The 17,615-nt window shown below is 72.3% G+C and carries 1 protein-coding gene; it reads left to right on the top strand.

Translation table 11 applies throughout. From position 1 onward, the window contains the following. Nucleotides 1–23 precede the first annotated feature (23 nt). Nucleotides 24–17,597, top strand: coding sequence for an SDR family NAD(P)-dependent oxidoreductase (locus WMF34_RS21365; RefSeq protein WP_437994379.1), 17,574 nt, complete (start codon nucleotides 24–26; stop codon nucleotides 17,595–17,597). Nucleotides 17,598–17,615 lie beyond the last annotated feature (18 nt).

Here is a 17,615-nt window from a genome sequence, read left to right as displayed (position 1 = left end):
CCCTTCGATCACAGGATTTGATGATGGACGCGAAGAGAGAGAGCCTCGTCCGACTTCTGCATCAGAAGAAGGCCAACAGGGATATCGCCGTGATCGGCCTGAGCGGCCGTTATCCTCGGTCGCCGACGCTGGAGGTGTTCTGGGACAACCTGCGCCATGGCAGGAGCTGCATCGACGAGATCCCGCGGGACCGCTGGCGCTGGGAGGACCATTACGATCCGGATCCCGGCGTGGGTGGAAAGCACTATACCCGCTGGGGCGGCTTCATCGAGGACGTCGACAAGTTCGATCCCCTGTTCTTCAGGGTGACCGCGAAAGACGCCGAGAACATGGATCCGCAGGAGCGGCTGTTCCTGGAGACCTCGTGGGCCTGCCTCGAGGACGGCGGATATACGACCGAGTCCCTCGCGCGGCACGCGTTCAAGGTGGGTGTCTTCGTGGGGGTGATGAACTGCAATTACGAGTGGCTCAGCGCCGCGTCCTGCGCCCGCGGGCGCATGACCGGCGCCCAGTCGGCGTACTGGTCCATCGCGAACCGGGTGTCGTTTTTCCTCAACCTCCAGGGGCCCAGCCTGGCGGTCGACACCGCCTGCTCCGCCTCCATGACCGCGATCCACCTGGCCTGCGAGAGCCTGCGACGCGGCGAGTGCGAGGCGGCGGTCGCGGGGGGCGTGAACCTCATCCTGCATCCGATGCATTACCTGCGCCTCACGCACATGCGCATGCTCTCGCCCGACGAGAAGTGCAAGAGCTTCGGGGCCGGGGCCAACGGCTTCGTGGACGGCGAGGGCGTGGGCGCCGTGCTGCTCAAGCCCCTCGTCAGGGCGCTCACCGACGGGGACCGGATCTACGGCGTCATCAAGGGCTCCTCGATCAACGCCGGCGGCAGGACCAACGGTTATACCGTCCCCAACCCGAACGCCCAGGCGGACCTGATCCTCGCCGCGCTGGCGTCGACCGGGATCGATCCGCGGACGATCGGCTACGTCGAGGCGCACGGTACGGGGACCTCGCTCGGTGATCCGATCGAGATCGCCGGCCTGACCAGCGCGTACCGGCGCTACACGGACGGCAATGGGTACTGCGCGATCGGATCGGTCAAGTCGAACATCGGCCACCTCGAGGCCGCGGCGGGCATCGCCGGCCTCACCAAGGTGCTCCTGCAGCTCCAGAACAAGCAGCTCGTGCCCTCGCTGCACTCCGAGCGGCTGAACGAGAAGATCGGCTTCGCCGACTCGCCCTTTTACGTGCAGCGGGAGCTGTCGCCCTGGCCCGAGGGGACGTCGCTCGGGGCGGGCGACCCGCCGCTGCGCCGCGCGGGCGTGAGCTCGTTCGGAGCCGGCGGGGCCAACGCCCATGTCCTCGTCGAGGAGTTCGTGGATCCGAGGCCACGGGACGAGCGCCGCGACGGCGCACCCGTTGTCGTCGTCCTCTCCGCCCGGAGCCGGGACCGGCTCGAAGCACACGCCGGAAACCTGAAGGCGTTCCTTGAGCGGCGCGGGGACGAGGCGGGCGAGGCGCCGGCCCTGAGCGACATCGCCCACACGCTGCAGGTGGGGCGAGAGCCGATGGAGGAGCGCCTGGCCTTCGTCGCCGCGAGCCGGCGCGAGCTCGTCGACAAGCTGGATCGGTTCGCGCGAAGGGGCACCGACGGCCTCTTTCAGGGTCGCGCTGGCAAGGCCCCGGCGCGCGCGCTGCCGGACGGCGCGGGCTCCGGGGGCGCTGGAGCGGGGCGCCTGGAGGAGATCGCCCGGCACTGGGCCGAGGGCGGGGACGTCCCGTGGAGGCAGCTCGCCGTGAGCCCGGCAGGCCGCCTGATCTCGCTGCCGAGTTATCCCTTCGCGCGCGAGAGCTACTGGCTCCCCGGCGGCCCCGGGGTGGCGGGCGAGTTCCTCAAGCCTGCTCTGGCGCCGGCGCCGGCCCATCCGGTCGCCGAGGTCGCTCCCACCGACGGTCGAGGTCCGGTCCTCGACACCGCCGCCGGACGGAGAGCGACCTTCCTGTACAAGCGGTGGCGCGAGCAGGCGCGCCCGTCCTCCAGCTTGCCGGAGGTCGCGGGCAGCGTGGTCGTGCTGGCCGATGCGGCCACGCACCCCGTCGCGGAGAGGCTGTTCCGGGGAGATCGCTCCCTCCAGAAGATCGTTCTGCGAACGGACGCCCCCGGATCGGGCGCCGGCGCGTGGTTCCGGCCTGATTCGGCGGGGCAGGGGGCCGAGGCCGCCGAGCGCCTCCTCGGCGCGCACCCCGATCTGGCGGGGCTCATCGATCTATCCGACCTATCCGACCTCGACCCCGCGCTGGACCTCGATGGTGGTGCCTCCGCCGGCAAGATGGCCTTCCTCCAGCGCCTCCTCGTGGCGAAGCGCACGGCGTTCCGGGTGCTGCACTTCACCTCGGGCCTCGTGGCGTTCCGGGCCGACCGGGGGAGCCTTTCGGGCGCGAGCTTCGCTGGTCTCGTGCGCGCGCTGGGCGCCGAGTACCGCGGCGTCGTGGCGCGCACCGTGGACGTGGACCGGGCGGCTGCTCGCGCGGACGTCCTGCCGTCGCTCGTGGAGAGCGAGTGGTCGCTCCCGCCGGAGGAGGGCGAAGCCTGCTACCGCGGCGGCGTGCGCCATCAGCCCTACCTGAGCGAGCGGGGCGCGGACGGCGGCGCCGGGGCGGCGCCGTCGCCGGCCGGGGCGTGGAGCCCCGACAAGGTCTGGGTGGTGACCGGCGGCACGCGGGGCATCGGCGCCGAGGTGGCGCGCCACCTCGTGGAGCGGGGCGTGAAGCGGCTCGTGGTGATGGGGTTGCGCCCCCTGTCCGACGGCGGCCGCGCGACAGGGCCCTCTGCCGGGAGCGACGCGGAACGGCGGATCCAGGCGCTGGAGCAGCGGGGCGCCTCGGTCAGGACCTATACAGGGCCGCTGACGGACAGGCCCCGGCTGGAGCGCTTCTTCGGGCAGGTCAGGGCGGAGTGGGGGCCGATCGGCGGCGTGATCCATTGCGCCGGGCTGGCCGACCACGAGCGTCCGGCGTTCATCGACAAGAGCGCGGCGTCGATCGCGCGGGTGCTCGAGCCCAAGGTCGCGGGGCTCGCCGTCCTTCACGAGATCTTCGAGCGGGACGGGCTCGAGCGCTTCGTGCTCTTCTCCTCGGTCTCTGCCCTGGTCCCCGCGCTGGCCGTCGGGGCGGCCGACTACGCGGCAGCCAATGCCTTCATGGATGGCTTCGCGGCCCACCAGCACGCGCTCGGGCGGCACGTGTACCGGTCCCTCGCGTGGCCGGCCTGGGGTGAGACGGGCATGGGAGATCCCAGGAGCCCGCGCCTCAGCAGGCTCGGGCTCGCCCCGCTGACCACCGCCGAGGGCCTGGCGCTGCTGGACGCCGCGCTGGCCCGCGAGGCCGAGCCCACCGGGATGCCCTGCGTGCTTGTCGAGGGGACGATCCCGATGGAGCGCTGGCTCCGCGTCGACGCTGCCGCCGAGCAGCCGGTGCCCGCTGCCGCCGAGCAGCCGGCGGCGGCGGGCGGCGCGCAGCGGCCGGAGCGGGTCGACGCCGCGCTGCTGGCCTTCCTGCGGGGGATCGTGTCCCAGGCGACCGGGATCGCCGAGGTGCGGCTCGATCCGGAGACGTCGTTCACCGATTTCGGGATCGACTCGATCCTGCTCTTGGATCTCGTCAAGAAGGCGGAGCGGCACATCGGCGCATCGCTCGATCCCTCGGTGTTCCTGGAGCATCCGACGCTGGCGCGCCTGAGCGCGTACCTCGGTGAGCGCTACCCGGGAGCGGCGCAGCCCGCGTCCGCGGCCGTATCCGCGCCTGCGGCCGAACCCGCGTCCCAGCCCGTATCCGCGCCTTCCGCGCGTGACGTCGTCCCGTTCGTCGAGAGCGCGCATCGCTTCTCCACGTCGGGAACGGCGGTGCCTCGCCCGGCCATCGCCGTCATCGGGGTGGCGTGCCACTTCCCGCAATCTCCCGACAAGGAGACCTTCTGGCGCAACCTGGAGAGCGGCGCCGATCTGATCTCCGAGGTCCCGCCGTCTCGCTGGGACTCGGAGCGGTACTACGACGCTACCCGCAGCCCGGGCAGGACGATCAGCAAGTGGGGCGGGTTCATCGACGGCATCGAGCTGTTCGATCCCGAGTATTTCCGCATGACCCCGGAATCGGCGCCGTTCGTCGATCCGCTGATCCGGAAGGCCCTCGAGGTCGGCGTCACCTGCCTCCGCGACGCGGGCTACGAGCAGAGAGAGCTGGCCGGCCAGCAGGTGGGCGTATTCATGGGCGCCCGCACCGCGAACTTCACCGACAAGATCACGATGCCGGCCAAGAACGGCATCCCCGGGGTCGCGCAGAACTTCGTGGCTGCCCTCCTCGCCCATTTCCTCGACCTGAAGGGGCCCAACCTGGTCGTGGACACGGCCTGCTCGTCCTCGCTGGTCGGTATTCACCTGGCCTGCCAGAGCCTCCTCTGCGGCGAGTCGACCATGGCCCTGGCCGGCGGCGTGGACATCCTCCTCGATGAGAAGCCCTTCGTCAGCCTGAGCGAGGCAGGGGCCCTGTCGCCGGACGGCAGGTGCCATGTGTTCGACGAGAGGGCCAACGGCTTCGTCCCCGGCGAGGGGTGCGGCGCGGTCCTGCTCAAGACCCTGGATCGGGCGCTCGCCGATGGCGACCGCATCTACGCCGTCATCGAGGGATCGGCGGTGAACAACGACGGTCGGACCATGGGTGTCACCACGCCCAACCCGGATGCGCAGGGACAGGTGATTGAGCAGGCCCTGGCTCGGGCAGGCGCCGGCGCCGACACAGTGAGCTACGTCGAGGCCCACGGCACCGGCACCATGATCGGCGACCCCATCGAGCTGCGGGCGCTCACCCGGGTCTTCCGCAAGTCGTCCCAGGATCGCGGCTTCTGCGCGGTGGGCAGCGTCAAGTCCAACATGGGCCACCTCCTCAGCGCCGCCGGGATCGCCAGCTTCATCAAGGTGGTCCTCTCCCTCTGGCACCGGCGGATCCCGCCCACGCTCCATTGCTCCGCCCCCAACCCACGCTTCGAGTTCGCGAGCTCGCCCTTCTACCCGAACACGGCGCTCCAGGACTGGCTCCCCAGGAGCGGAGTGCGCCGGGCCGGCATCAGCTCCTTCGGCTTTGGCGGCACCAACGCCCATGTGATCGTCGGCGAGCTCCCGGCCGGGACCGCGACCCGGGAGCGACGGCAGCCGCTGGCGGCGCCCGCCTTTGACCGGCGCCGCTTCTGGCCCGATGGAGGCGCGGACGACCGCGCCGCCAGGGAGCGCCCCCTCCTCGCGCTCCGGCGCGTCGACCTCGGCGGAGACGACAGGATCCGCTTCGAGACGTCGATGAACAACGACGATTACATCGTGCGGGATCATCGCGTCCACGGCGTCCGCATCATGCCCGGCGTGACCTTCCTGGACCTCATCTACCGCGCCGCGGAGAGCGCCGGTCTGCAGCGCGACGGCCTGGAGCTGCGCCACATCCTCTTCAAGAACGCGCTGGCCACCGGCGCCGCCTTCGACCGGCAGATCCGCGTCGACCTGGAGCGGCGGGGGGGCTTCTGGCGCGCGACGGCCGCGAGCCGCAAGGCCAGGGACGGGCGCGCGCTCGCGGACGAGTGGGAAGACAACTTCGAGTGCGAGATCCACCGCGCCGAGGCGGACGCGCCGCCTCCGCTCGACATCGACCGCCTCAGGCGGCAGGCCGCGCAGTCCCTGGACGTGGACGACGCCTACGCCGTCGCCCGGGCCATGGAGATCCAGCACTTCGAGTTCATGAAGGGGCGCGGGAGGATCCACCGGGGCGACGGCTTCGTCCTCGCGGAGCTCCACCTGGGCGAGCTGGCGAGCCGACATCGCCGCGATTTCCACGTCCACCCCGCCTTCCTCGACTGCTCGACCCTGGTCCCGGCCAAGCTCGATCCCTCCGCGCCCTCGGCCACCAAGCCCTGCATCCCCATCTACCTGGAGGCGTTCCGCGCCTTCAGGGGCTCCGGCGAGCGGTGCCATGTCCTCTTCCGAGGCCAGGACGCGCGGCGGCCGGCTTCGGAGGACATCTTCCACATCGACATCGATCTCTTCGATGAGGCGGGCAATCCGCTCGCGTGGTTCAGGAACCTCTCGATCAAGCGGATCCGGTCCCAGGCCTCGCTGACCCGGCTCGATCTGGCCGACGGCGCGGCGGCCGCGGCGACAGGCACCGTCGCGCCACGTGTCGCGCCGTCTCCCGCGCCTGCGCCCGCAGCAGGCCGCGTGGCCGACGCAGCCGCCCCGCGCGAGAGCGCGGCCGCCCCGGCGGCGCGCCCTGCGCTCTCCCGGGCGCTCGTGGAGCGAGAGCTCATCGACATGGTCGCGTCCGCGTCGGGCCGGCCTGCCGACGAGATCTCTCTGGAGGACGGGTTCTACGATCAGGGCCTGGAGTCCACGAACCTCCTGCAGATGGTGCGCGATCTCGAGCGGAGGCTTGGGAAACGGCTCTATCCGACGCTCCTGTTCGAGTACAAGAGTGTAAGGGAGCTCACGGATCACCTGCTGGAGCACCACGCCGGCGCGTGGGTGAGCGCGTTGTCCTCGGACACGGCAGGGAAGCCGGAGCCGGCGCCGGGCCCGGACCCGGCGGCGCACGCGCCGGCTCAGCTCCTGGCCTTCGCGCCCACCTGGGAAGACGCGCCGCTGTCGCCGGGCGCGCGCGCCGGCGCTCCCGCGCGGATCCTGCTCGTCTCCGACGACGAGGCGCTCGCGCGGGCGCTCGCGTCGCGGGGGCAGGCGGTGACCCAGGTCTCCCTCGGCGCCGCCTTCCGCGCGCTCGGCGCCGATCGCTACGAGATCCGCGCTGCCAGCGCCGAGGACTGCCAGCTGCTCCTGGATGCCTTGGCTGCCCGGGGCGACGTTCCTGGCCACATCCTCCACGGATGCCGGCCGGCGGCCTCCCTGGAGGACGGGCTCGCCCGCGGTCTCCACACAGTGCTTCCCCTGACCCAGGCGCTGCTCGCCCGCGGTCCGGCGGGCAGGATCACGCTGCTCCACGCCCACCTCGACCGGGGCGGCCGCCCCGCGGCGTGGGACGCTGCGTTCGGCGGCTTTGCGCGCTCCGTGCGCCTCGAGAGCCCGCGCGCTGTCTACAAGTCGATCGGCCTGCCCGAGGACCTCGCCAACGCGGCCGATCTCTTGCTCGCCGAGCTCATCGAGGCCCCTGACGACGTCGAGGTCCGTTACCATGGGGGCAAGCGCCAGGTCCGCCGCCTGCGGGAGATCGAGCTTCCCGGCGATGCCCCCGCAGGCCTGCCGCTCCGGCAGGGCGGCGTTCACCTCATCACCGGCGGCATGGGCGGCATCGGCTGGCGCTTCGCGGAGCACCTCGTCGACAGGGCGCGCGCGAGGCTCGTGCTCTGCGGCCGCTCGCCGCTCGACGCGGACAAGCAGCGGCGCCACGACGCGCTGCGCGCCCGGGGCGCCGAGGTCCTCTACGTCGTCGCGGACGTGAGCCGGAGAGAGGACGTGGCGCGCGTGATCGAGCTCGCGAGGGCCCGCTTCGGCGAGCTCCACGGCGTCATTCACGCGGCCGGGGTCCTCCGGGACGCCCTGATCCCGCGCAAGACCCGCGAGCACGTGGACGCGGTCCTCGGGCCCAAGGTTCACGGAGGCGCGCACCTCGACGCGCTCACCCGGAGCGAGCCGCTCGACCTCTTCGTCGCCTTCTCTTCCTCCGCGGGGATCACCGGGAACGCGGGCCAGTGCGACTATGCGTTCGCCAACCGCTTCCTCGATCAGCTCGTCGAAGGCCGCGCGGCCAGCGGAGCGCACGGGCGCTCCCTCTCCGTCGCGTGGCCCCTGTGGGCCGAGGGCGGGATGCGGGTGGACGCCGCGACGGAGCAGGCGCTGTGGCAGGCCACGGGCATGAAGGCGCTGAGCACGGCCGCCGGCATCGCGGCGTTCGAGCGGGGCCTCCGCGCCCGGACCGCCGTGATGATGGTCGCCGAGGGGAGCGCCGAGCGGCTTCGGGCGTTCCTGGCGCCTGGGCAGCCGCCGGCGCCTCACCGCGGCGCGCCCGAGACCTGGACGGACGCCGGCCACGCCGGGCCGGCCCGGCCCGAGAACGGCCTGAGCGCGCGCCTCCCTGCCGCGGTCGCGGCGCCGGCGGATGACATCGCCGTGATCGGCGTGAGCGGCCGCTACCCGATGGCGGACGATCTCGACGCCTTCTGGGAGAACCTCGCGGCCGGGAGGGACTGCATCACCGAGGTGCCGGCGGACCGCTTCCCCGTGGACGCCTACTACGATCCGGAGGTGGGCAAGCTGGGGAAGACCTACACGCGGTGGGGCGGGTTCCTCAGCGACGTCGACAGGTTCGATCCGCTGGTCTTCAACATCGCTCCGCGCGAGGCGGAGCTCATGGACCCGCAGGAGCGGCTGTTCCTGGAGACCGCGTGGGCCACGCTGGAGAACGCGGGGTACGCGCGAGGCGCGCTCGCGAAGCGGCGGGTCGGCGTGTTCGCAGGTGTGATGTGGGGCCAGTACCAGCTCCTCGGCGCCGAGCGCGCCGGCCGCAGCACCGTCCTCCCGGCATCCATCTTCGCCTCCATCGCCAACCGGGTCTCGTATTGCTTCGATTGGCGCGGGCCCAGCCTGGCCGTGGACACCATGTGCTCGTCCTCGCTCACCGCCATCCACCTCGCGTGCGAGAGCATCCGGCGCGGCGAGTGCGAGATGGCGCTCGCCGGCGGCGTGAACGTCACCGTCCACCCGATGAAGTACCTGTATCTCTCCCAGGGCCGCATGGTGTCGACCGACGGCCGCTGCCGGGGCTTCGGCCAGGGAGGGGACGGCTACGTGCCCGGAGAAGGGGTGGGCGCCGTCCTGCTGAAGCCGCTGTCCAGGGCCCTCGAAGACGGCGACCACATCCACGCCGTGATCAAGGGGACGGCCATCAACCACGGCGGCCGGAGCAGCGGCTACACGGTGCCCAACCCCGAGGCCCACGGCGCCTTGATCCGGGATGCCCTGAGCGCGGCCGGCTTCGAGCCCGAGAGCGTCAGCTACGTCGAGGCGCACGGCACCGGCACGTCCCTGGGCGATCCCATCGAGATGACCGGCCTGGCCGCGGCGTTTCCGGGGCTTCCGGCCCGCTCTCGCGCCCTCGGGACGGTCAAATCGAACATCGGCCACCTGGAGGCGGCCGCGGGCATCGCCGCGCTGACGAAGGTGCTGCTCCAGCTCGAGCACAGGCAGCTCGCCCCTTCGCTCCACGCCGATCCGCCGAACCCCAATATCGATTTCGACGCGTCGCCCTTCCACGTGCAGCGCGAGCTAGCCGCGTGGCAGCCGCCGGAGGTGCCCGGCCAGCAGGGGCGCGCCCGCTACCCGCGCCGCGCCGGGATCAGCTCCTTCGGCGCGGGCGGCAACAACGTGCACGTCCTGCTCGAGGAGCACGCGCCCGAGGCGGACGGCCCGGGAGAGCCGGCCCCTCGGGCCCAGCTCGTGATCCTGTCGGCCCGCAAGCCAGCGCAGCTCGCGGAGCTCGCGGGGCGCCTCCTCGACTTCGTGCGGCGCCCGGCCGGAGACAGCGCCGCCGGCAACGGCGCGGCGCAGGGCGGCGCCGCGGCGGAGAGGGCGATCGAGGACGCCCTGATCGAGATCCTGACCGAGCCGCTCGGCGTGCGCGCGGCCGACGTCGATCCCGAGCTCGAGCTCGAGGAGCTCGGCGTCGATCCCCCCGCGCTCGTCCGCGTGGGCCAGCAGATCCGCGAGCGGTTCCACCGCGATCTCGACCCCGACGTCCTCTCCCGGAGCTCGGTGCGCGGGCTCGCCCGCTCGCTGGCGGAGCGCTCGGAGGGCGCCGCTGTGCGCGGGAGCGCGGTCGTCCGTGGCGCCGTCCGAGGTCGCCTCACCGATCTCGCGTACACCCTGCAGGTGGGCCGCGAGCCCATGGCCGAGCGGCTCGCGCTGGTCGTCTCGACCGCGGCCGAGCTCGAGGAGAAGCTCGCCGCGTTCTGCCGCGATCCCGGCGCTGCCTCCGGCGTCTTCCGGGGTCGGGCCGCGGGCCGCCACGGCCCGGCCAGGAGCGGGGTCGAGCAGGAGAGCCTCCCGGCGCTCGCCGAAGGGGGTCGCCTCGATCGGATCGCTGCGCTCTGGGTCGCCGGGGCGGACATCGACTGGAAGGCCCTCTTTCCCGAGCGCAAGGCGCGGCGGGTGCCCTTGCCGACGTATCCCTTTGCCCGGGAACGCTACTGGCTCGCCGATCTCGACCCCGCCGAGCTGGCGAGGGAGAAGGAGCCCGCGCGCGAGCATCCGCTGCTCGCGCGCCTCGACGGCGCTTCGAGCCTCGGACAGGGGCTCACGTTCCGCGGTGGGCTCGGCGCAGACGCGCCGCTCCTCACGGATCACCGGGTGGCGTCGCGCGCCATCCTCCCGGGCGTCGCCCACCTGGAGATGGCGTTCGCCGCCGCGCGGCACATCTGGGGAGCGCAGCGCGTGGCGCTGGCCAAGGTGTACTGGGTGCGGCCTGCTGCGCTGGAGGGCGCCCGGCTGGATCTGCGCCTCGCCGTCCGCGAGGAGGACGGCGCAGCGATGTTCGAGGTCCTGGGAGGTGATCCGGCGGCGCCCGTCCTCCATGCTAAGGGGAAGCTCGTCCTCGACGGCGCCTCCTCGGACGCCGAGGAGGGCGAGATGGTCGAGGCCATCGAGTCCATCCAGACGCGCTGCCGCGATCGGGTGGAGGGCGAGGCGCTGTACGCCCGCTACCGGCAGATGGGCATGGACTACGGGCCTCACTGCCGTGCGGTCGAGCAGGTCTGGGTCGGAGACGGCGAGGCCCTGGCCGCGCTCGCGCTGCCGGCCTCCGCCGCGGCGGAGCTGGATCGCTACCATCTCCATCCGGTGCTCATGGACAGCGCGCTTCACGCCGCGCTCGCCCTGGTGTCCGGGGAGGGGCAGTCGAGCAGCCCCGTCATGCCCTTCTCCGTGGAGCGGGTCGAGCTGCTCCGGCCGCCGGGCGCCCGCATGTTCGCCCATCTCCGCGGCGACGGCGCCCAGACCTTCCAGATGACGCTGCTGGACGCGTCCGGGCGCGTCTCTGCGCGCGTCCACGGGCTGGCCTCACGGCCGCTGCCGCGCCCCACGCAGCCGCTGCCTCGCGCCACGCAGCCGCTGCCTCGCGCCACGCAGACGCTGCCGCACCCCACGCAGCCGCTGCCGCGCCCCGCGCGGCCGTTCTACTTCCTGCCGGCGTGGCAATCCGCGCCTTTGCCGCCGCCGCAAGGCCGGCGCGTAGACGTCCAGCGCGGAGCGAGCGCCGGGCCCGCGACGATCATCGTGCATCACCCCTCCGCCGCGGCGTTGAAAGACGCCCTCGTGCAGGCCCATGGCGGGGCGAGGGTGATCGAGATCGAGCTGGGCATGGCGGCGCGGCCGCGCGGCGACGGCCGCTGGACGGTGAACGTGGAGGACACCGCCTCGTTCGAGCCCTGCCTCCGCTCGGTATCCCAGCTGGACACCGTGTACTTCCTGGGCGAGGCGCGCGGCGGCGTCGCCGCGGATCTCGCGGCGTCCCGCCGGAGCGCGGCGCACGGGGTCTCGGCGCTGTTCCGCTTCTACAAGGCCCTCAGCCTCCACCCCGCGTTCCGGGAGCCGTTCTCGCTGAAGACGGTCGGTGTCCAGGCGATCCCGCTCCACCGCGACGACGCGGTGAGCCCGCTCGGCGCCGCCCTGTACGGGCTGACCAAGGTGATCGCCAAGGAGCACCCCTCGATTCGGGTGTGCTGCCTGGACATCGACGGCGCGCCGCTCCGTGAGGGGGCCTCGCCCGGCGAGCTCCAGGATGTCGCGCAGGCAATCCTCGCCGAGCCCTGCTCGGCGCGAGCCCAGGAGGTCCTGATCCGCGCCGGCGCTCGCTACACCCGGCGCCTCGTCCCGCTGGATCTCCCTGCGAGCGAGCCGCCCTTCCGCGAGCGCGGGGTCTACCTGATCATCGGCGGATCGGGCCGGATCGGGCTCGCGTTCGCCCGTCACCTGGCCACCCGGGTGCGCGCCCGCGTGGCGCTCGTCGGGCGTCGGGAGCTCGACGACGCCATGCGCCGCGAGCTCGCCGCGATCGAGGCGCTCGGCGGCGAGGCGCTGTACCTGAGGGCGGACGTCGCCGATCTCGAGAGCATGAGGCGCACGGTGGGGGAGGTGCGGGCGCGCTTCGGCGCGATCCACGGCGTCGTCCACTCGGCCCTGGTCCTCCACCAGCGCTCGCTCGCGGAGCTGGACGAGGCGACGTTCGCGCGCGAGCTCTCGCCCAAGATCGATGGCAGCGGGATCGTGGACGCGCTGTTCGCCGGCGAGCCGCTCGATTTCATGGTGTTCTTCTCGTCGGCGAGCGCCTTCCAGGTGAACGCAAAGCAGGCCGGCTACGCGGCCGGCAGCGTGTTCACCGACGCGGCCGCTCACCACCTCGCGCGGCAGCGGCCTTATCCGGTCAAGACCATCAACTGGGGATACTGGCGCTCCGTCGGGGACGTCAGCCCGGAGCTCGTGCAGCGCCTGGAGATGGCGGGCGTCGAGCCGATCGGCGACGAGGATGGCATGGCGGCCATCGAGGCGATCCTGGCCTCGCGGCAGATTCAGGTCGCGGCCATCAAGGCCAGCGCCGCGGTGCTGGCCCACGTGGGCGTGGATTCGACCCGGAGGCTCCTCGAGCAGGCGGAGCCGGCCCCCTCGGTCCTCGAGGCGATCGCGCGCCGGGGGCTCCAGCCGCCGCTCGACGCGGGCGCGATCGAGCGCTGCCGCGCCGCCATCGAGGCGCTCGGGGCCAGCGCGCGCCGTGCGCTCGCCGAGATGTTCCGGTGGATGGGCGTCTTCCTGGCGATCGGCGAGCGCTGGACCGAGCCGGCCTTGCGGGCGCGGCTCGGCGTCGTCTCCGCGCATGAGCGGCTGTTCCACGCCCTCCTGCGCATGCTCTGCGAGGGCGGGTACCTGGAGCGCGCGGGCGACGACTACGTCGTGCGCGCGCTCGCGGAGCCTGTCGCGCCCGTTTCCGGCGGCGGCGCCGCCCTCGCGGCGCGCCACCCCGAGGCGGCCCCGTCCATCGAGCTCGTGTGGGATCGCCTGGCCGAGTACCCGGCGGTGCTCACCGGGCGCAAGCAGGCGACGGAGGTGCTGTTTCCGCGCGGATCCATGGACCGCGTCGAGCGCATCTATCAAGGGAACGCCGTCACGGACTTCCACAACCGCCTGGTCGCGGAGGTCGTCGTCGCGTACGTCGAGGAGCGGCTCGCGCGGGAGCCCGGACCGGCGATCCACATCGTCGAGGTGGGCGCCGGGACCGGCGGCACGAGCGCTCTCGTGCTCGATGCGCTCGCCCGGCTGGGTGCCCGGGTCCACTACGCCTATACCGACTGCTCTTCGCATCTCGTCCGCCACGGGGAGAAGGTGTTCGCTCCGGCGTACCCGTTCGCGCGTTTCGCCGCGCTGGACATCGAGGCCGAGCCGGGCCCCCAGGGGTTCGAGCCTGGCAGCGTGGATATCGTCCTTGCGACGAACGTCCTCCACGCCACGCGGCGCATCGAGCACACTCTGGGCCGCGTGAGGGCGCTGCTCCGGGCGAACGGCCTCCTGGTCCTCAACGAGGCGACGCGCACCCAGGATTTCGCCACGCTCACCTTCGGCCTGACCGAGGGGTGGTGGCTGTTCGAGGACGCGCCCCTGCGCTTGCCCAGCTCCCCCTTGTTATCGACCGCGCGCTGGTCGGATCTGCTGGGGGTGAGCGGCTTTCGGGGCATCCAGCGGCACGGCCTGCCCGGGGTCGCCGTGGAGGACATGGCCCAGTGCGTGTTCGTGGCCGAGAGTGATGGGCTCGTCACCGTGGCGGGCGATCAGGGCGCGGCGGCCCGTGGCGACCGGGCGGCCGCGAACGGAGCCGAGGCGCGCGCTCCGGCGGCGAACGGAGCCGCGGCGCGCGCTCCGGCGGCGCGGAGGGATGTCACGCCCGCTGCGGACGCCGCGCCGCCGCCTGTTCGGCTGGCCGCGCTGGCCGCGGTGGCTCCCGCGCCAGAGCGCAGCGCGCGCGAACTCCAGGAGCGCTGCGAGGAGTATGTGAAAGGCGTGATCGCGCGGGTCCTGAAGATCGCCGGATCCGAGCTCGACCGCGACGCCGGGTTCGACGCCTATGGCGTGGACTCCTTGCTGGCGATGGAGCTCGCTGACGCCTTCGCGAAGGATCTCGGCGACATGCCCTCCACGCTGGTGTTCGAGCGGAGGACCGTGGCCGAGGTGGCCACCTATCTCCTGGAGAGCCACGAGGAAGCGCTGCGCCGGACGCTCGGCCTCGCGCCGCGCGCGAGCGCCGCGGCCGTCGCGGAGGTCGATGGCGACGTCGGTGCCGAGGTCGCGGCCGGGCGCAGCGAGGACATCGCGCCGGTCTCCTCGCAGCGCCGGCGCGAGTCGGCGCCGGATCTCGTCCGGCCGGGCGCGGCGAGCGGCGGGGAGTTCGCCATCATCGGCATCGGCGGCCGCTACCCGGAGGCCGCCGATGTCCGCGAGTTCTGGGAGAACCTCAAGGCGGGCCGCTCGTGCATCGGCGAGGTGCCGCCGCACCGGTGGGACGGAGACGCTTATTACCGGCCCGACGGCGGAGGCGCGAGCCGCAGCAAGTGGGGCGGCTTCCTCGAGGACGTCGATCGGTTCGATCCCTTGCTGTTCAACATCTCGCCGCTCGAGGCCGAGCGGCTGGATCCGCAGCTCCGCCTCTTCCTGCAGACGGCGTGGGAGACGTTCGAGGACGCCGGTTATCCCCGCCGCCGGCTCCGCGTCGTGCAGCAGGGGGCCACCTCCGGCGTCGGCGTCTTCGTGGGATCGATGTACCAGCATTATCCCTTCGTCGCGCCGGACGGCGCGACCGCGGCCCAGCTGTCGAGCTTCCCGGGCTCGGCCATCGCCAATCGCGTGTCGCACTACTTCGACCTGAAGGGGCCCAGCATGCTCGTCGACACGGCGTGCTCGTCGTCGCTCACGGCCATCTACATGGCGTGTGAGAGCCTCGCGCGGGGAGAGTGCGCCATGGCGCTGGCCGGGGGCGTCAACCTGAGCTTGCACCCGCAGAAGTACGTGATCTTCTCCCAGATGGGGTTGCTCGGCAGCAAGGAGCGCTCCAGCAGTCTGGGCGAGGGGGATGGCATCACCGTCGGCGAGGGCGTGGGGGCGCTGCTGCTCAAGCCCCTGGCGCTTGCCCTCCGGGACGGCGATCGCGTGTACGCCGTCATCAAGGGGGGATTCGTCAACCACGGTGGGCGCACCCACGGCGCCACGGTCCCGAACCCGAGCGCGCAGGCCGACCTCATCGTCGAGGCGTTCCGGCGCGCGGGCGTGCGTCCCGACGCCGTGAGCTACATCGAGGTGGCGGCCAACGGCTCGCCGCTGGGAGACTCGATCGAGATCGCGGGCCTCAAGCAGGCGTTCCGGCGCTTCACGGTCGAGCGGGGTTTCTGCGCGCTCGGCTCGGTGAAATCCAGCATCGGTCACCTGGAGGCCGCCTCCGGGGTCTCACAGGTCACCAAGGTCGCGTACCAGCTTCACCATCGCACGCTGGTCCCCACCCTGAACAGCGAGCCGTTGAATCCGAACATCCGGCTGGACGACTCTCCCTTCTATGTTCAGCGGGAGCGCGCGCCGTGGCGGCCCGCTGTCGAGGGAGAGCCCTTGCGCGCGGCGGTGGCCTCGTTCGGTGCAGGCGGCGCCAACGCGTACCTGATCCTGGAGTCGTTCGCCGGGGCCGAGGTCGCGCCGCGGCCCGATCCCCGACAACCCTGCGTCGTGGTGCTGTCCGGCCGCGACGAGGATCGGCTGAAGGCCTATGCGGAGCGGATCGGCTCGTTCCTCGAGGCGAGCCCGGAGACACCGCTCGATGCGGTCGCCTACACGCTCCAGATCGGAAGGGAGCCGCTCGGCGCGCGGCTCGCGCTGATCGCGACGGATGCGGCGAGCGCCGCGGCCAAGCTGCGCGCGTTCGCGCGCGGCGAGGAGGGCATCGACGATCTCGCCCGCGGCGACGTGGGGACCACCCCGGCGGCTTCGCGGCTCCTGCTCGACGGCCGGGAGGGCGAGGCTTACCTGCGGATCGTGATCGAGGAGCGCAAGCTCCGCAAGCTCGCGCAGCTCTGGGTGAGCGGCGTCGACGTCGACTGGCCGCTCCTCTATCCGGAAGGGACTCCGCCGCTGATGTACCTGCCTGCCTATCCCTTCGAGCAACGGGCCTGCTGGATCGGCCAGGGCGAGGCGCCGTTCTGGTCGCAGCCATCGCAGCAGACGAGGAGGGGCAACGGCGAGGCGGAGGAGCACGCGGAGCCTCCCCCGAGGCTCAACGGGACGAACGGAGCTCACGCCGACCGCCTCGTGGAGGATCTGGGGGCGCTCGTGGCGCAGAGTCTGAAGCTGCCTCCTTACGCGCTGAGCCCGGATCGGGAGCTCTCGCTCTACGGTGTGGACTCGATCACGGGCGCGATGCTCGCGGGCCGCGTGAAATCGGTCTTCGGCGTGGACGTCCCGGTGCCCGCGAGCGGGGGCGCCTCCACGTTGCGGCAGTGGGCGGAACAGCTACGGCAGCGGGGAGGGAAGCGCTCTCTCCCCGACGTCATGCCGCTGGAACCCGAGCTGATTCCGATGAACCCGGCGGGAACGCGCCCTGCGTCGTTCTGGTGCCATGGCGCGCTGGGCTTCGGGCAGATCTTCCGGCCGCTCTCCGCGGCGCTGGGCGAGGACTACCCCGTCTATGCTTTGCAGGCGCGGGGAGTGGACGGCACGCGGCTGCCCTTCCACCGGCTCGAGGACATGCTCACTCATTACGTCGCGTGCATCAGGTCGGTGCAGCCTAGAGGCCCGTATTGCATCGGCGGCTATTCCTCTGGCGGCATCCTCGCCCTGGAGCTTGCCCGGGAGCTGCACCGGCAAGGCGAGACCGTGGCCCGGGTCATCCTGCTCGACACGTACCCGTCGACCCCGGAGGTGCAACGGTGGTTCGCTGGCTTCATGGACGACGACTATCTCCATGTCGCGGTGGCCGCGATGCTCTTCGCCCCTGGCCGGGCCGACGGCCTGGTGTCCGTGGAGGAGCTGCAAGGGACGCCGCCGGAGGTGCGGCTCGGCCACCTCGCGAGCCTGCTCGCAGAGCGGCTGGGCGCAGGGTGGTCGAGGGACGAAATCTATATTCTCCTGCAGGGCGCCGTGAACGTGGCTCGATATACAGGACAGGCCCTGCACGGATACGAGCCCTCTCGCTACGACGCATCGGACGTCCTTTACTTCCGGGCGGCCGCGGGCTTCGTCGATCCCGGCCGCGCCGGCTCCGGCCTGACCAGGGGTGTTGGTCCGGATGCGCCGGACCACGTGGCGCCCTGGAGGGACATCGTCGCCAGCCGGCTCGACGTGGTCTCGGTCCCTGCGGATCACTTCTCGCTGCTTTCGGGTCCGGGGCTCGCCGTCATCAAGGAGCATCTGGTGCGGCTTTTCGAGCCGCTCCGGATCCTCGAAGGCGCCGCTCGTCCCGGGCCGTCGAGCCCAGCGCAGATCGTCCCCCGATCGGAACAGGATCTGCCGGCCATCATCGAGCAGGAGGGGGGTTAGTTGGATGGCCGCGCCGTT

This window comes from Sorangium sp. So ce145 (genome assembly GCF_051525985.1).
GTDB lineage: Bacteria > Myxococcota_A > Polyangia > Polyangiales > Polyangiaceae > Sorangium > Sorangium cellulosum_B.
The sequence above is the reverse complement of the archived record's forward strand: the minus strand, read 5'-3'. Positions and strand labels throughout refer to the sequence as shown.